This window comes from Pseudomonas sp. MC6 (assembly GCF_054790575.1).
Map to the genome: position 1 here is coordinate 2465073 of NZ_CP186504.1, position 15022 is coordinate 2480094.

General features: G+C 59.4%; 18 protein-coding genes. 10 read left to right on the plus strand and 8 right to left on the minus strand.

The window, feature by feature from the left end; translation table 11 throughout:
* Nucleotides 1-105: 105 nt before the first annotated feature.
* Nucleotides 106-378 (plus strand): hypothetical protein, encoded by a 273-nt coding sequence (locus tag ACOYXE_RS10880; RefSeq protein WP_160057359.1) that lies wholly within the window; start codon nt 106-108, stop codon nt 376-378.
* A 46-nt stretch (nt 379-424) separates the two neighbouring features.
* Here the strand turns inward: ACOYXE_RS10880 and ACOYXE_RS10885 are convergent, their stop codons facing one another.
* The 3 genes from ACOYXE_RS10885 to ACOYXE_RS10895 are packed head-to-tail and all read right to left on the minus strand — an operon-like array spanning nt 425 to nt 1634.
* The gene (locus ACOYXE_RS10885) at nt 425-571 is read right to left on the minus strand and encodes a hypothetical protein (RefSeq protein ID WP_460929146.1); all 147 of its coding nucleotides are present in this window, start codon (nt 569-571) and stop codon (nt 425-427) included.
* Between the two features lie 53 nt (nt 572-624).
* Nucleotides 625-936: an AzlD domain-containing protein gene (locus ACOYXE_RS10890; RefSeq protein ID WP_174244501.1), complete on the minus strand. Its 312-nt coding sequence runs from the start codon at nt 934-936 to the stop codon at nt 625-627.
* Complete coding sequence (locus ACOYXE_RS10895; protein ID WP_016983007.1) at nt 936-1634, minus strand: AzlC family ABC transporter permease; 699 nt, start codon at nt 1632-1634, stop codon at nt 936-938. Before ACOYXE_RS10895 ends, ACOYXE_RS10890 begins: the two co-directional genes overlap by 1 nt.
* A 186-nt stretch (nt 1635-1820) precedes the next feature.
* On the opposite strand from ACOYXE_RS10895, the gene ACOYXE_RS10900 reads away from it, so the two are divergent.
* Nucleotides 1821-2195, plus strand: coding sequence for a DUF2784 domain-containing protein (locus tag ACOYXE_RS10900; RefSeq protein WP_077573342.1), 375 nt, complete (start codon nt 1821-1823; stop codon nt 2193-2195).
* On the opposite strand, the gene ACOYXE_RS10905 is transcribed toward ACOYXE_RS10900, so the two are convergent.
* Nucleotides 2196-2723 (minus strand): DUF3087 family protein, encoded by a 528-nt coding sequence (locus ACOYXE_RS10905; RefSeq protein ID WP_160057358.1) that lies wholly within the window; start codon nt 2721-2723, stop codon nt 2196-2198.
* A 224-nt stretch (nt 2724-2947) separates the two neighbouring features.
* Between ACOYXE_RS10905 and ppnN the strand changes: the two genes are divergently transcribed.
* Nucleotides 2948-4321, plus strand: coding sequence for a nucleotide 5'-monophosphate nucleosidase PpnN (gene ppnN / locus ACOYXE_RS10910; protein ID WP_008085844.1), 1374 nt, complete (start codon nt 2948-2950; stop codon nt 4319-4321).
* Between the two features lie 201 nt (nt 4322-4522).
* Here ppnN and ACOYXE_RS10915 read toward each other — a convergent pair whose 3' ends face one another.
* The 3 genes from ACOYXE_RS10915 to ACOYXE_RS10925 all read right to left on the minus strand — a co-directional run bounded on the left by ACOYXE_RS10915 (nt 4523) and on the right by ACOYXE_RS10925 (nt 7127).
* Nucleotides 4523-5950: an FAD/NAD(P)-binding protein gene (locus ACOYXE_RS10915; protein WP_160057357.1), complete on the minus strand. Its 1428-nt coding sequence runs from the start codon at nt 5948-5950 to the stop codon at nt 4523-4525.
* 199 nt (nt 5951-6149) lie between these two features.
* The gene (locus tag ACOYXE_RS10920; RefSeq protein ID WP_160057356.1) at nt 6150-6446 is read right to left on the minus strand and encodes a hypothetical protein; all 297 of its coding nucleotides are present in this window, start codon (nt 6444-6446) and stop codon (nt 6150-6152) included.
* Between the two features lie 117 nt (nt 6447-6563).
* Entirely contained in the window at nt 6564-7127 is a 564-nt protein-coding gene (locus ACOYXE_RS10925) for a helix-turn-helix domain-containing protein (protein ID WP_160057355.1), read from the minus strand.
* 85 nt (nt 7128-7212) lie between these two features.
* Here ACOYXE_RS10925 and ACOYXE_RS10930 point away from each other — a divergent pair, with 85 nt between their 5' ends.
* From ACOYXE_RS10930 to ACOYXE_RS10960, 7 genes are all read left to right on the plus strand, one after another.
* Complete coding sequence (locus ACOYXE_RS10930) at nt 7213-8148, plus strand: DMT family transporter (RefSeq protein WP_405124088.1); 936 nt, start codon at nt 7213-7215, stop codon at nt 8146-8148.
* Nucleotides 8149-8395: 247 nt separating this feature from the next.
* Nucleotides 8396-11314 (plus strand): monovalent cation/H+ antiporter subunit A, encoded by a 2919-nt coding sequence (locus tag ACOYXE_RS10935; protein WP_460929151.1) that lies wholly within the window; start codon nt 8396-8398, stop codon nt 11312-11314.
* The gene (locus ACOYXE_RS10940; protein WP_007910763.1) at nt 11314-11658 is read left to right on the plus strand and encodes a Na+/H+ antiporter subunit C; all 345 of its coding nucleotides are present in this window, start codon (nt 11314-11316) and stop codon (nt 11656-11658) included. Before ACOYXE_RS10935 ends, ACOYXE_RS10940 begins: the two co-directional genes overlap by 1 nt.
* The gene (locus ACOYXE_RS10945; protein ID WP_460929153.1) at nt 11655-13334 is read left to right on the plus strand and encodes a monovalent cation/H+ antiporter subunit D; all 1680 of its coding nucleotides are present in this window, start codon (nt 11655-11657) and stop codon (nt 13332-13334) included. Before ACOYXE_RS10940 ends, ACOYXE_RS10945 begins: the two co-directional genes overlap by 4 nt.
* Nucleotides 13331-13819: a Na+/H+ antiporter subunit E gene (locus ACOYXE_RS10950; protein ID WP_460929155.1), complete on the plus strand. Its 489-nt coding sequence runs from the start codon at nt 13331-13333 to the stop codon at nt 13817-13819. Before ACOYXE_RS10945 ends, ACOYXE_RS10950 begins: the two co-directional genes overlap by 4 nt.
* The gene (locus tag ACOYXE_RS10955; protein WP_011334688.1) at nt 13816-14094 is read left to right on the plus strand and encodes a K+/H+ antiporter subunit F; all 279 of its coding nucleotides are present in this window, start codon (nt 13816-13818) and stop codon (nt 14092-14094) included. Before ACOYXE_RS10950 ends, ACOYXE_RS10955 begins: the two co-directional genes overlap by 4 nt.
* A complete protein-coding gene (locus tag ACOYXE_RS10960) occupies nt 14091-14453 on the plus strand; it encodes a Na+/H+ antiporter subunit G (RefSeq protein WP_405124092.1) in 363 nt (120 codons plus the stop codon). The genes ACOYXE_RS10955 and ACOYXE_RS10960 overlap by 4 nt, the downstream gene beginning before the upstream one ends.
* 116 nt (nt 14454-14569) lie before the next feature.
* Here ACOYXE_RS10960 and ACOYXE_RS10965 read toward each other — a convergent pair whose 3' ends face one another.
* Entirely contained in the window at nt 14570-15010 is a 441-nt protein-coding gene (locus ACOYXE_RS10965) for a DUF3995 domain-containing protein (RefSeq protein WP_007910751.1), read from the minus strand.
* Between the last annotated feature and the right edge of the window lie 12 nt (nt 15011-15022).

Below are 15022 nucleotides of genomic sequence, written 5' to 3' on the forward strand. Positions count from 1 at the left end.
CACTACGGCTAGCATGCGCGCCGCATTTCCATTTGGTATACCAGTTGACCAAAGAGTCAACAAACCAGGAACCCCTAACGTCTACAAGCCTTGCAGAGAAATAAGTTGCGCGACGATTTTGCAATCAAACAGGTCAGCGGCCTGGAGTGTATTCATCTGTCGATGACAGAACGCTTTGAACTCGACTGTTTTATCGGCCACTACATCAAGACCCGAAACCTGCGTTCCGTACCCGATATCGAACACATCCTGCGCACCACCCTCGAAGGGTATCCCGGCCACGCGCCGGTGATGGTCAACGAGCTGAATGCGTGGATTGATCGAACCTTGGGATATCGGGCCACACACCCCGATTTCACGCAGCTGGACGATCTCTGAACCACAAAAAAGCCCTGCATTTGCGGGGCTTTTTCGTGAAATTCACTCAAAACTTGCGGTCAGGGTCTGAAAGCTCTCTGCTGTCATCGTGCTTCCAGGTTTGCTCCTTGTGCTTTTCCCGCTCTATTTCCTCTTCAGTCGGCTCATAAGTCTCTTGCTCATTCGTCTCCGGATCCTTCTGCTCAGTCGCCATGTGCACCTCCCGTTATCAGTTAATCTCCATCCCTGAAGCGTAGAACAGACAACTTACAACCACCAGCGCAGCAAAAAGAAGAACGCCATGCTCAACAGCATGCTGAGCAAAGTACTGCGGGTGTATATCACCAGTGCGATCGCTACCAGCGAACTAAGCAGATAAGGATTATCCCACTGCAGATTCAGTTGTTTGTCGGGCATAAAGACAATCGGCCCACAGATAGCGGTCAACATCCCCGGTACCGCAAACCCGAGAAACTGTCGCGCATTGCTGCTCAGACGCACCGGCAAACGCGGTTCGAGAAACACGTAGCGATTAAGAAAGACCAGAATCCCCATGCCGAAAATCACCGCCCAAACCATCATGTGCGCTCCCGATACAGCTTGTTGCAGATAAACCCTGCGGTCATTCCGGCCAGCCCGGACAACACCAGGGCCGAGCCCCATTGCCAGTAACTGAACAACACCGAACAAAACAGCGACACCGCCACACACACCACCGTCGGCACGTTACGCACCACCGGCGTGATCAATGCGATAAACGTGGCGGCAATCGAAAAATCCAGCCCCAGGTGCTCAAGCCCCGGAATGCTGCTGCCGAGGACAATGCCGGCGAGAGTGAACAGATTCCACGCGATGTAGAACGTCAGGCCAACGCCGAGCGCATACCAGCGATTGAATTGTTGACGATCATGCTGACTGGTCAGTGCAAACAACTCATCGGTAAGCAAAAAACCCAGACCTATGCGCCAGCGCCCCGGCAGCGGCGAAATCACCGAACGCATGCTCATGCCATACAGCAAGTGCTGCGACGTCAGCAGCAGCGTGGTCAACAGAATCGAAAAAATCCCCGCGCCGCCCTTGAGCATGCCAATCGCCACCAATTGCGCCGCCCCGGCAAACACAATGCTCGACAAGCCTTGGCCTTGCAGCGGTGTGAGATTGGCTTCGATCGCCATGGAGCCGGCCAACAGCCCCCACGGCGCGGTGGCCAGAGACAACGGCATGATCGCCGCAGCGCCGCGAAGGAACGCACTGCGCGGCATGAGTGAGTCAGACATAAACGTTCTTCAACCAGGAAAACGGTCTAAGACTGTGCCAGCCATTTCGCCTTTCTGGCTTGAACAATCTTGCGCACTTGTGGGAAATCGGCCGGATGCGCGCGCAATTCGCTGATTTTCGCACTGACCTTTGATCCCCTGACCGGCGTAACATGGCGCTATTCACAATCGCGTCAGGGAGACGACATGCTGTACCGAATCGCAGCCGACGGGCTGGTGCTGTTCCATTTGTGCTTCATTTTGTTCGTGCTGTTTGGCGGGCTGCTGGTACTCAAATGGCCGCGTTTGATGTGGCTGCATCTGCCGGCAGCCGCCTGGGGCGTGGCGGTCGAAGTACTGCACTTGACCTGCCCGCTGACCTACTGGGAAAACCTTATGCGCCACGCGGCCGGGCAGACTGAATACGCCGGCGGCTTCATCGAGCATTACATCTGGCCGATCATTTACCCGGCCGGGCTCACCCCGCAGATTCAACTGGCGCTCGGCAGCGTGGTACTGGCGGTGAACCTGTTGGTTTACGGCCGTTTAATCCGGTCGTGGAAACTGCGCCGAGCACTGTAATCAACGCGCCGTTTGCTTCAAGGCCTCAAGCCAGGCCGGATCCAGGCGCGTCTGCGCGGTATCGAGCCCCAGCGCCTGCATCCGCTCCTTGTGTGCTTCAGCTTCCCGCCACAATTGCCCGTGATCGCTGGAGTTGCCATCCAGTTCGTGCATTTGTGTCAGCCCTAGATGGTAGAAGCGCAGCACCTTCATCGCCGTCGCATCGTTCTGCTCCACCGCCGCCTTGACCTGATGCATCACATTGGTGATGCTCATCAGGTTGCGCTTGAGTCGCCAGCTATACACCGCTGGCGCCATCCAGCTCTGATTCCAGAAGCGCCCGCGCAGTAATGCCGCAGTCAGCAGAAATGCCAGAAAAACCCCGCCGACATTGAAGCGCAGGTTATCGCCGCCAGGCTCGCCGAACAGCGCCACCGCGACGCTGGAAAACAGCATCGCCAGCACCAGGAACAGCACGGCGATGATGATCGTGCTGCGGCGTGTCTGCTGACGAAAAGTGGCGGCGTCCATCGGCTGAATCTCGAACATCACAAATGACTTCCTTGAGCGACAAAAGGGCTAACAGAAAAAACCGGCCGGCGCATTATCGCCTCTACCGCGGATTTAGCTATGCTGGGGCTCCTTTTCATCTTTTCAGCGTCCAACGGGGACATGGCGGTACAGCGCAGATCGTGCCATCTTCATTCATGGATACACACTATTCGGATGCCATTCGCCTGGTTTTGGGATGACATCGTTTTAAGGATCATTGCATGACCCAACGACACGTAATCAATGCCTCGGTCAGCCCGAAAGGCAGCCTGGAAACCCTTTCTCAACGTGAAGTTCAACAACTGAGCGAAGCCGGATCCGGCAGCACCTATACCCTCTTCCGCCAGTGCGCCCTGGCCATCCTCAATACCGGCGCCCATGTCGACAATGCCAAAACAATCCTCGAAGCCTACAAGGACTTCGAAATCCGCATTCACCAACAGGACCGCGGCGTACGCCTGGAGCTGCTGAACGCTCCGGCCGACGCCTTCGTCGACGGCGAAATGATCGCCAGCACCCGCGAAATGCTCTTCAGCGCCCTGCGCGACATCGTCTACACCGAAAACGAACTCGACAGCCAACGCATCGACCTGACCACCTCGCAAGGCATCAGCGACTACGTTTTCCACCTGCTGCGCAATGCGCGCACTTTGCGTCCGGGCGTCGAGCCGAAAATCGTCGTGTGCTGGGGCGGTCACTCGATCAACACCGAAGAATACAAATACACCAAGAAAGTCGGCCACGAACTCGGCCTGCGCAGCCTCGACATCTGCACCGGCTGCGGCCCCGGCGTGATGAAAGGCCCGATGAAAGGCGCGACCATCGCCCACGCCAAACAGCGTATTCACGGCGGTCGTTATCTCGGCCTCACCGAGCCGGGCATCATTGCCGCCGAAGCGCCGAACCCGATCGTCAATGAGCTGGTGATTCTGCCGGACATCGAAAAACGTCTGGAAGCCTTCGTCCGTGTTGGCCACGGCATCATCATCTTCCCGGGCGGTGCCGGTACCGCGGAAGAATTCCTCTACCTGCTGGGCATCCTGATGCACCCGGACAATAAAGGGCTGCCGTTCCCGGTAATCCTCACCGGGCCGAAACACGCCGCGCCGTATCTGGAACAACTCGATGCTTTCGTCACCGCGACCCTCGGTGAAGCGGCCAAGCAGCACTACGAAATCATCATTGACGACCCGGCCGAAGTGGCACGGCAGATGACTCAGGGGCTGAAAGCGGTGAAGCAGTTCCGTCGCGAGCGCAACGACGCGTTCCACTTCAACTGGCTGCTGAAAATCGACGAAGGCTTCCAGCGTCCGTTCGATCCAACCCACGAGAACATGGCCAACCTGAAACTGCACCGCGACCAGCCACCGCACGAACTGGCGGCCAATCTGCGCCGGGCGTTCTCCGGCATTGTCGCTGGCAACGTCAAGGACAAGGGCATTCGTCTGATCGAGGAACACGGGCCGTACCAGATCCGTGGGGATGCGGCGATCATGCAACCGCTCGATGCCCTGCTCAAAGCCTTCGTCGCCCAGCACCGGATGAAACTGCCGGGTGGCGCGGCGTATGTGCCGTGTTATCGAGTGGTGGCGTAATACTTTCAGCTACCACCTGACCTTGTAGGAGTGAGCCTGCTCGCGATAGCGGTATATCAGTCACCTTTTATATTGACTGAACCACCGCTTTCGCGAGCAGGCTCGCTCCCACAGGTTCTGTTATGTGGCGCAAATGGTATTTGCAACCTGAATCCCCCTGTGGGAGCGAGCCTGCTCGCGAAGAGGCCCGAAAGAACAACCTCAACCCACCAACCGCGCCGCCAACGCCTTGGCCTGCAACGCCACATCCGTCACCGCCGTACTCTCCCACCACATCCCGCGCAATGGCGGTCCCATTGCAAACAACCGGCTAGCCGCAAGCCCCTCGGCATCCAGCACCGCGCCATCCCCTGCCGCCGCAATCCCCAACGCCAACGGTCCCGGCTGCACCAGACCACGCGCCAGCACCTGCTGCGGCAACGGTCGCGCCACCCGACGCCAGTCGTATTCGATGCCACTGGAATTGATCAGCGCGGCGCCCTGCACCACGCAGATTTCCGACTCACCGCGCCGTCGAATACGAATGCTGACGCCATCTTCAGGGCTCGACTCAAGCCCCTTGAACGACGCTGCCTGAATACGCAATCGCCCTTCTTTATAAAGATGCTCAACCAGCGCCGCACTCAGCGGCGGCGAACGGTGATGATGGCTTTCCCACCACGGCCGCACATGCCGTACGAATTGTCGACGCTGCACGTCAGTCGCCTGACTCCACAACCGGGCGATGTGCACCCGCACCGTGTCCAGCGGCGCTTGCCAATCGATACCTTGGGCGATGGCTGCCCGGCATTGCCGACGCAACTCGCGCAATAACTGTCGGGGCGTGCGAGTACTGTGATCGTCGCCAAGAAAATCCACCCAGGCCGGCGGTTGTCGGCGCACATGGGGTAACAAGCCATGCCGCGAAAACACTTCGATCGGCCCGCGATGCCCCGCCTGCTCCAACGACACCACGGCATCGACCATGGTCAGGCCAGAGCCGATGATCAACACGGTCGATTGCGGGTCGAGTTGACGCATCGCCGCGACATCCCACGGATCAAGCGCGGCGGCGTTGAGGCCGCTGGAGGCTTTCTGCGGAGTTCGTGCGGCAGGGAACATTCCAGTCGCCAGCACTGCGCAGACTCCAGACAATGACTGACCATTGCTCAGCGTCAGCTGCACCGAATCGGCATCGACCTGCAGATCGACGACCTCTGCACGAATGTGTTCAACGCTCGAACCATAACGCGCCCCGACAGTGCAGGCTTCAGCCAGACGCTGCTGCACATAGACCCCGAACAATCCACGCGGCGGGAACAGTTCGCTGACCGGTACGTTCTGCTCTGCAGACTCCGGCCAGCCTCCGCCGGCAATGTGTTCAGTCAGCCATTGCGTCAGATCATCAGGATTATCCGGATCGACGCTCATGCGCGCCGCATTGCCGTTGAGTGTGTGGCCCAACTCGACTGCACTGTAGGCCTCGCCGCGTCCCAATTCAGCACGCGGCTCAATGATCAGGACCTTGCGCTGGCCGGGCAGACGCAACAATTGCACCGCCAGCATCGTGCCGCTGAGGCCGCCGCCGATGATCAGGATAGTTTCCTGTTTGTTTAAGGGGGAAAATTGCCTGTGCTGCGCTTCGTCCATGCTGATTTCGCCAGCCTGAGTCAACCTGATAGTTCCAACACTTTAGAGGTTTGGCTGAGGAAGAGACAATGATGAGATCTAATATTGAAACGCAAGTGATGACCATCTCACGAAGCGTTTATGCAGTCCCCCTATTGTCGGATCGGTTGTGTCTTCGACGTCAACATTCGAGACGTCGAAGACCGTGACCTTCTCTCTTTCAAGAAGGTAGAATGTCGTAAAAAACAACATCCGAATAATACGAATTGCCGAGTTGGTCATAACCGACATACGAAAATGACTTCTGTGGGCCGGTGTGATCATGCAGGTGGGCTCTTGGAATGAAAACCTCTGCACTTACAGGTTGAATTTCCACAACAATTTTATCGGAGATCAGGATTTCAATTTCACGAACATCACCATGTACAGTAATTTCCGCTGTCGCGCCCTGAGCGGGTACGTCCCCCATGCTGATCGCCCCCTCTTTTGCTTCTTTGATAGTGAGTGCGTAGGCCATTTTCCAACTCCTTTCCATTGCAGTTTGGTTTGAATACCGCGAAGAGAATATGGCCCGTATCCAAGATTAAGGTCTACCGTCAGAAATTACAGGTAGACACGTTTTACCGACAAACGGTCATATGACCACATTGCGCACAAACCGCGCCGCAACATCGCCATCATTGCGATAGGAATGCGGCTGGTTGCTGGCAAACATGAAAAACTCCCCAGTGCCGATGTGCTGCGGCTGATCGCCGAGCATCAGCGTCAGGCAACCTTCAAAGACGAAAATCTGCTCGCTCCAGCCCTCGGCATCCGCTTGCGACGGGTAGACCTCGCCCGGTTGCAGACACCATTCCCATTGCTCGACTTCGCGAGTCGCCGTCGCTTTGGAGAGCAGCACCGCTTTACTGCCCGGGATCGTGCCCGCCCAGGCCACCTCGTTGATGCGGCTTGGATCACGCGCATCCGGTGCCTGGATCAGATCGCTGAACGCCACATCAAGCGCCTCGGCAACGCGATCAAGCGTGGTCAGACTGACGTTCTTTTCGCCCGCCTCAATCGCCACCAGCATGCGCCGGCTGACGCCAGATTTTTCCGCCAGCGCGGTCTGGCTCATGTCAGCGGCATGGCGTAGACGTCGCACATTCAGGCTGACGTGTTGCAGGACGGACGCCCGTTGCGTTGAATCTTTGTGCACTATATTGCTCACTCGGTGAGGTTGGGCAGTATACTGCGCAACGTTGGGCGCATTGTGCGGCCTCCTTTTTATAGTGCGCAAGGTCATGACGTCGCAGAACAGCTCTCCCACTCCCCTTCGTTTCTCTCGTTTCAGCAAAGCCGAGTGCGTGCTGGTGCTGATCACCATGATCTGGGGCGGCACCTTTCTGCTGGTTCAGCATGCGATGACGGTCAGCGGGCCGATGTTTTTTGTCGGTCTGCGTTTTGCGGCGGCGGCTTGTATCGTGGCGCTGTTCTCGTGGCGGCATCTGCGCGCACTAACCCTATTCGAACTCAAGGCCGGCGCGTTTATTGGCGTGGCGATCATGCTCGGTTACGGCTTGCAGACGGTTGGCTTGCAAACCATTCCGAGCAGTCAGTCGGCGTTCATCACCGCGCTATACGTCCCGTTCGTGCCGTTGCTGCAATGGCTGGTGCTTGGACGCCGTCCGGGGTTGATGCCAAGCATCGGCATCATGTTGGCGTTCACCGGTTTGATGCTGCTGTCCGGGCCGTCCGGCGCAGCGCTGAATTTCAGTCCCGGCGAAATCGCCACGCTGATCAGCGCCATCGCCATTGCCGCCGAAATCATTCTGATCAGCACCTACGCCGGTCAAGTTGATGTGCGCCGAGTGACCGTCGTGCAACTGGCAACGACCTCCGTGCTGTCGTTCCTGCTGGTGGTGCCGACCGGGGAAATGATTCCGGACTTTTCCTGGACCCTGCTGGTGACCGCGCTGGGACTGGGCGCAGCGAGTGCAGCAATTCAGGTGGCGATGAACTGGGCGCAGAAGAGTGTTTCGCCAACCCGGGCGACGTTGATCTATGCCGGTGAGCCGGTATGGGCCGGGATTGTCGGACGGATTGCCGGGGAGCGCTTGCCGGCGATTGCGCTGGTGGGCGCGGGGTTGATTGTGGCGGCGGTGATTGTCAGTGAGTTGAAGACCAAGGGTAAGGTTGCTGAAGCCGAAGCTGGGTTGGAGCAGGAAACCCAAGGTTAACCCGCATCACCTTCAGCGTCTGGCCCAACGCTTTCGCGAGCAGGCTCGCTCCCACATTTTGAAATACATTCCAATGTGGGAGCGAGCCTGCTCGCGAAAGGGCCATCTGCCACAACATCGCTGCCCCTGAAACAATGCCAAACAGAAAATTCCAGACTACTTTGTAGGATTCTGAGACATCCTGGCGTTTGGTGATCGGGGAGCTGGCACGTATGATGCTTCACAAACTTCCGCAGATTAGAAGCCTATGTCCCTGATAGTTCTACTGCTTCTGCCATTCATTGGCAGCTGTCTGGCAGCGGTGCTGCCACACAACGCGCGTAATACCGAATCCCTGCTGGCAGGTCTGGTCGCTCTGATCGGCACCGTCCAGGTCGCGCTGTTGTACCCGCAAATTGCCCACGGCGGCGTGATCCGCGAAGAATTCATGTGGCTGCCCAGCCTCGGGCTGAACTTCGTTCTGCGCATGGACGGTTTCGCCTGGCTGTTCTCGATGCTGGTGCTCGGCATCGGCACGCTCGTTTCTCTCTATGCGCGTTATTACATGTCGCCGGACGATCCGGTGCCGCGCTTCTTTGCGTTTTTCCTGGCGTTCATGGGTGCCATGCTCGGTCTGGTGATCTCCGGCAACCTCATCCAGATGGTGTTTTTCTGGGAACTGACCAGCCTCTTTTCATTCCTGTTGATTGGCTACTGGCACCACCGCGCCGACGCCCGTCGCGGTGCCTATATGGCGTTGATGGTCACCGGTGCCGGCGGATTATGCCTGCTGGCGGGGGTCATGATTCTCGGCCATGTCGTCGGCAGCTATGACCTCGACGAGGTCCTGGCCGCCGGCGACATGATTCGTGCACACGCCCTCTACCCTATTCTTTTACCCCTGATTCTTATCGGCGCACTCAGCAAAAGTGCGCAGTTCCCTTTCCATTTCTGGTTGCCGCACGCAATGGCGGCGCCGACACCGGTTTCTGCCTATCTGCATTCGGCAACCATGGTCAAGGCCGGGGTGTTCCTGCTCGCGCGTCTGTGGCCATCGCTGTCTGGCAGTGAAGAATGGTTCTACATCGTCAGCGGCGCCGGCGCGTGCACGCTGTTGCTCGGCGCGTATTGCGCGATGTTCCAGAACGATCTCAAAGGTCTGCTCGCTTACTCGACCATCAGCCATCTCGGCTTGATCACCCTGTTACTGGGCCTGAACAGTCCGCTGGCTGCCGTGGCGGCGGTGTTCCACATCCTCAACCACGCTACGTTCAAGGCTTCGCTGTTCATGGCCGCAGGCATCATCGACCATGAAAGCGGTACCCGGGATATCCGCAAACTTAGCGGCCTGATCAAACTGATTCCGTTCACCGCGACGCTGGCCATGGTTGCCAGCGCCTCGATGGCGGGTGTGCCATTGCTCAACGGTTTCCTGTCGAAAGAGATGTTCTTCGCCGAAACCGTGTTCATCAACGCCACGGCGTGGGTTGAAGCGGCGCTGCCGATTGTCGCGACCATCGCCGGTACATTCAGCGTTGCCTACTCGCTGCGTTTCACCGTCGATGTGTTCTTCGGTCCACCGGCCACTGAACTGCCGCACACCCCGCATGAGCCGCCGCGCTGGATGCGTGCGCCGGTAGAACTGCTGGTGTTCACTTGCTTGCTGGTGGGGATTTTCCCCGCGCAGATCGTCGGCCCACTGCTCGCGGCAGCCGCCTTGCCTGTCGTCGGCGGCGAACTGCCGGAATACAGCCTGGCGATCTGGCATGGCCTCAACGCGCCAATGATCATGAGCCTGATCGCCATGTCCGGCGGCATCATCGTCTACCTGTTGCTGCGCAATCAGCTCAAGCGCGGTCGCTTCAAGTACCCGCCACTGGTAGGCCGCTTCAACGGCAAGCGCCTGTTCGAGCGCAGTCTGGTAGTGATGATGCGCATGGCCCGGCGCGTCGAGCGGCGACTCGGCACCAAGCGTCTGCAGATGCAATTGTTCCTGATGGTACTGGCGGCAGTGCTCGCCGGCCTGATCCCGATGCTGCACAGCAGTCTTAGCTGGGGCGACCGGCCGAAGATTCCTGGTTCGATCGTTTTCGTGACTCTTTGGCTGCTGGCAATTGCCTGTGCCCTCGGCGCCGCGTGGCAGGCCAAGTATCACCGTCTCGCGGCCCTGACCATGGTCAGCGTCTGCGGCTTGATGACCTGCGTGACCTTCGTCTGGTTCTCCGCGCCTGATCTGGCGCTGACACAACTCGCAGTCGAAGTGGTCACCACCGTGCTGATCCTGCTCGGCCTGCGCTGGTTGCCACGCCGTATCGAAGAAGTCTCGCCACTGCCAAGCAGCCTGCGCAAGGCGCGGATTCGTCGTCTGCGCGACTTGCTGCTGTCGATTGCCGTCGGCGGTGGCATGGCGCTGCTGTCCTACGCGATGCTGACGCGGCAGACGCCGAACGACATCTCCTCGTTCTACCTCAGCCGCGCCATGCCCGAGGGCGGCGGCAGCAACGTGGTCAACGTAATGCTGGTGGATTTCCGTGGCTTCGACACCCTCGGTGAAATCACCGTGCTGGTCGCCGTGGCGCTGACCGTGTTCGCCCTGCTGCGGCGTTTCCGCCCGCCGAAAGAAAGCCTGCAATTGCCAGCCCAGCAACGCTTGCTGGCGCCGGACGTGGTCACCGATCTGGTCAACCCGCGTTCAGCCAGCGACACCGCGCTCGGCTTCATGATGGTGCCTGCAGTGCTGGTGCGTCTGTTGCTGCCAATTGCGCTGGTGGTGTCGTTCTATCTGTTTATGCGCGGACACAACCAACCGGGCGGTGGTTTCGTCGCCGGTCTGGTGATGTCGGTGGCGTTCATCCTGCAATACATGGTCGCTGGCACACAGTGGGTCGAGGCGCAAATGAGCCTGCGGCCGCTGCGCTGGATGGGCACCGGGTTACTGTTCGCCACCGCCACCGGCCTGGGGGCGATGGTCGTCGGTTATCCGTTCCTGACCACGCACACCTGGCATTTCAGCTTGCCGGTGCTGGGTGACATCCATATCGCCAGCGCGTTGTTCTTCGACATTGGCGTATACGGTGTTGTGGTCGGCTCGACGCTGTTGATCCTCACCGCCCTCGCCCACCAATCGGTGCGAGGTCACAAGACCGCATCGCTGCCCAAGTCCGTCGCCAGCAAAGGAGCCGTCTGATGGAAGAAGTCATCGCAATCGCCATCGGCGTGCTCGCCGCGTCCGGCGTCTGGTTGATCCTGCGACCACGGACCTTCCAGGTGGTCATGGGCCTGTGCCTGCTGTCGTACGGCGTCAACCTGTTCATCTTCAGCATGGGCAGCCTGTTCATCGGCAAGGAGCCGGTGATCAAGGATGGCGTCACCCAGGATTTGCTGCATTACACCGACCCGCTGCCACAGGCACTGGTACTCACCGCGATCGTCATCAGTTTCGCCATGACCGCGCTGTTCCTCGTCGTTCTGCTCGCCTCGCGCGGCCTGACCGGCACCGACCACGTCGACGGCCGGGAGCCTAAAGAATGATGGCGATGACTCACCTGATCGCCGCACCGATTCTGCTGCCGCTGCTGACCGCCGCCATCATGCTGATGCTCGGCGAGCGGCACCGACCGCTGAAGGCGAAGATCAACCTGCTCTCCAGCCTCGTCGGCCTGTTCATTTCGGTGATGCTGCTGCAATGGACGCAAACCACTGGCGTCCCCGGTTCCATCGGCGTTTACCTGCCGGGCAACTGGCAGGCGCCGTTCGGCATTGTGCTGGTTGTCGATCGCCTGTCGGCGCTGATGCTGGTGCTGACCGGTATCATCGGCGTCAGCGCTTTGCTGTTTGCCATGGCCCGTTGGGACGGCGCCGGTTCGAGCTTTCACGCACTGTTCCAGATTCAGTTGATGGGCTTGTATGGCGCATTCCTGACCGCTGACCTGTTCAATCTGTTCGTGTTCTTCGAAGTGTTGCTCGCCGCGTCCTATGGCCTGTTGCTGCACGGCTCGGGGCGGGCGCGGGTTTCATCGGGGCTGCATTACATTTCGATCAACCTGCTCGCCTCGTCGCTGTTTCTGATTGGCGCCGCGCTGATCTATGGCGTGACAGGTACGCTGAACATGGCTGATCTGGCGCTGAAGATTCCGCTGGTGCCGGAAGCCGACCGGGGCTTGCTGCACGCCGGTGCGGGGATTCTCGCCGTCGCGTTCCTGGCCAAGGCCGGCATGTGGCCGCTGAACTTCTGGCTGGTGCCAGCCTACTCTTCGGCCAGTGCACCGGTGGCGGCGATGTTCGCGATCATGACCAAGGTCGGCGTCTACACCCTGCTGCGCCTGTGGACCCTTCTGTTTTCAGGCCAGGCTGGAGCGTCCGCGTTCTTTGGCGGCGAATGGCTGATCTACGGCGGCATGGCGACCATGGCCTGCGCGGCGCTGGCGATTCTCGCCGCGCAACGCCTGGAGCGCATGGCCAGCCTGAGCATTCTGGTGTCGGCCGGGATTCTGCTGTCCGCCGTCGGTTTCGCGCAGCCGAACCTGATCGGCGCGGCGCTGTTCTATCTGGTCAGCTCGACGCTGGCGATGAGTGCGCTGTTCCTGCTGGCCGAGTTGATCGAGCGTTCGCGCTCGGCCAACGAGATTCCGCTGGAAGACGAAAGCGAACTGCTGCCGCGCCCACAGGAATCCCTGCAGCCGCCCAAAGGCATCAACCTCGATGACGAGCAGAAAGCCGTGGTCGGTCAGGTCATTCCGTGGACCATGGCGTTTCTCGGCCTGAGCTTCATTGCTTGCGCGCTGCTGATCATTGGCATGCCGCCGCTGTCCGGCTTTATCGGCAAACTGAGCCTGATCGGTGCATTGCTCAATCCACTGGGGCTGGGCACTGGCGCGCCGATTTCCAACGCGGCCTGGGCATTGCTGGCGCTGCTGATCCTCACCGGGCTGGCGTCGTTGATGGCGTTCTCGCGTCTCGGCATTCAGCGCTTCTGGACGCCAGAAGAGCGCCCTTCACCGCTACTGCGCAAACTCGAATGCGCGCCGATTTTCCTTTTGCTCGGGCTGAGCATCGTCCTGACCTTTAAGGCTGAGCCTTTGTTGCGTTACACCCAGGCCACCGCCGAAGCGCTGAACAACCCGCAGCAATACGTCATGGCGGTGCTCGGCACCCGTGCCGTACCGAGCCCGGAAGCCAAATCGGCGATGCTGGAGGTGCAGCCATGAAGCGTGTGTTTCCTGCACCGTTGCTATCGCTGGCGCTGTGCGCCTTATGGCTGACCCTGAACCTGTCGGTCAGCCCGGGCAACCTGCTGCTCGGCGCAATATTGGGATTTGCTGCGCCGTTGATGATGCGCAAACTGCGTCCGAAACAAGTGCGCATTCGCCGTCCGGGAACGATTTTGCGCCTGTTCCTGCTCGTGGGCCGTGACGTGGTGATGTCCAACCTGATCGTCGCGTGGGGCGTGCTCAACGCCGGTCGCCGCCCGCCGCGGTCGGGTTTTGTCAAAGTCCCGCTGGAGCTGCGCGATGCCCACGGCCTGGCGACGCTGGCGATGATCTGCACGGTGGTGCCCGGCACGGTGTGGTCGGAGCTGTCGCTGGATCGCAGCATTCTGCTGTTGCACGTCTGGGATCTGGATGACGAAGCGCAATTCATCGAGCACTTCAAGAGCACCTACGAGCGGCCGTTGATGGAGATTTTCGAATGAGCCCATTACTGTCGAACGCGATCCTGCTGACGCTGTTCCTGTTCTCGCTGGCCATGGTGCTGACGCTGGTGCGCCTGTTCAAAGGCCCGTCGGCGCAGGATCGGGTCTTGGCGCTGGATTACCTGTACATCGTCGCCATGCTGATGATGCTGACCCTGGGCATTCGTTATGCCAGTGACACTTACTTCGAAGCGGCGCTGCTGATTGCGCTGTTCGGCTTCGTCGGCTCGTTTGCCCTGGCGAAATTCCTGCTGCGTGGCGAGGTGATCGAATGAATGCCGAATTGTCTCTGTGGGTCGAGATTCCGGTGGCGATCCTGCTGGTACTCAGCGGCCTGTTCGCGCTGATCGGTGCGGTCGGATTATTGCGCATGAAGGATTATTTCCAGCGCATGCACCCGCCGGCATTGGCTTCGACGCTGGGCGCATGGTGTGTGGCGCTGGCGTCGATCATCTGTTTTTCGGCGCTGAAGGCCGGGCCAGTCATACACGCCTGGCTGATTCCGATATTGCTGGCGATCACTGTACCGGTGACTACTTTGCTGCTGGCGCGGGCGGCGCTGTTCCGCAAGCGCATGGCTGGGGATGATGTGCCGGCTGAGGTCAGTAGCCGACGCACCGAGAGTGGTAGCTGAAGTTTTGTATTGTCTGCAATGACGCTATCGCGAGCAGGCTCACTCCTACATTTGGAATGCGTTCCCCTGTAGGAGTGAGCCTGCTCGCGATAGCAATCTCCAGATCACCTCAAATATCAAACCCAAGCCACCGCCAACAACCCGGCCCCCAACACCGCACACAACGGCGAATACACCCAGGTGTCCAGTCGCGCAAACCGCGAATCCTTCACTTCCTTGAAGAACCCGACCAGATTGGAATCACCAATCGCCCGGGCAAACATCAACAGCGCAATCGCGCTGATCACCCATTGCAGCGCCTTGTGCGTCACCGCCGGCATTCCCCAGCCAACCCGCATGCACACCAACGCCGCAATCACCAGTAACGCCGCCGCCACGATCAACGTGAGCCAGCCCGATGGCTTGAACGCCGGTCGCACCGTTGCGACAAATCCGCGCACCGGCACCTGCGGCACCACCACCGCTGCCGCCCATTGCCCACCCAACGCCCAATACACATGCATCAAGGCGATCACCGCAAACGTTGTCACCAGCCATTGAGCCAACACAAAGGTCATGGTTGAAATCCT